At 39.9% G+C, this 358-nt stretch carries 1 protein-coding gene; it reads right to left on the reverse strand.

Features of this window, described 5'->3' with window-relative positions:
* Positions 1-358, reverse strand: a 358-nt coding sequence (locus NHF50_RS15675) for a hypothetical protein (RefSeq protein WP_252777375.1), incomplete at both ends; no start/stop codon positions are given.

Genomic DNA, 358 nt, shown 5'->3' on the forward strand with positions numbered 1-358 from the left:
CAAAATCGAAGAACAAGTTCCTAAACTAATATCGCTCAACACTATACTTTGATCTGTTGTAGGTGACACTATAACTACCTGTGCTGCACCTGTTCCGTCTAAAGTTACTGTCTGGGTTGTTCCGCCATTAATTGTATACGTTACTGTTGAACCGGCTGTTCCGCTTAGATCAAATACCGCATCATCACCCTCACAAATAGGATCGTTACTACTTAAACTACTTAATGTAGGTACCGTATTTACTATTACTGTCTCTGTTTCAGATAAAGTAACGATACAGCTACCTATGGCTATCTCTTCTAAAACTATTACCTGATCTGATGTTGCTCCACTGATCAATACCTGTGCGGCACCTGTT

It is taken from the genome of Flavobacterium sp. NRK F10 (assembly GCF_024054235.1).
Taxonomy (GTDB): domain Bacteria; phylum Bacteroidota; class Bacteroidia; order Flavobacteriales; family Flavobacteriaceae; genus Flavobacterium; species Flavobacterium sediminis.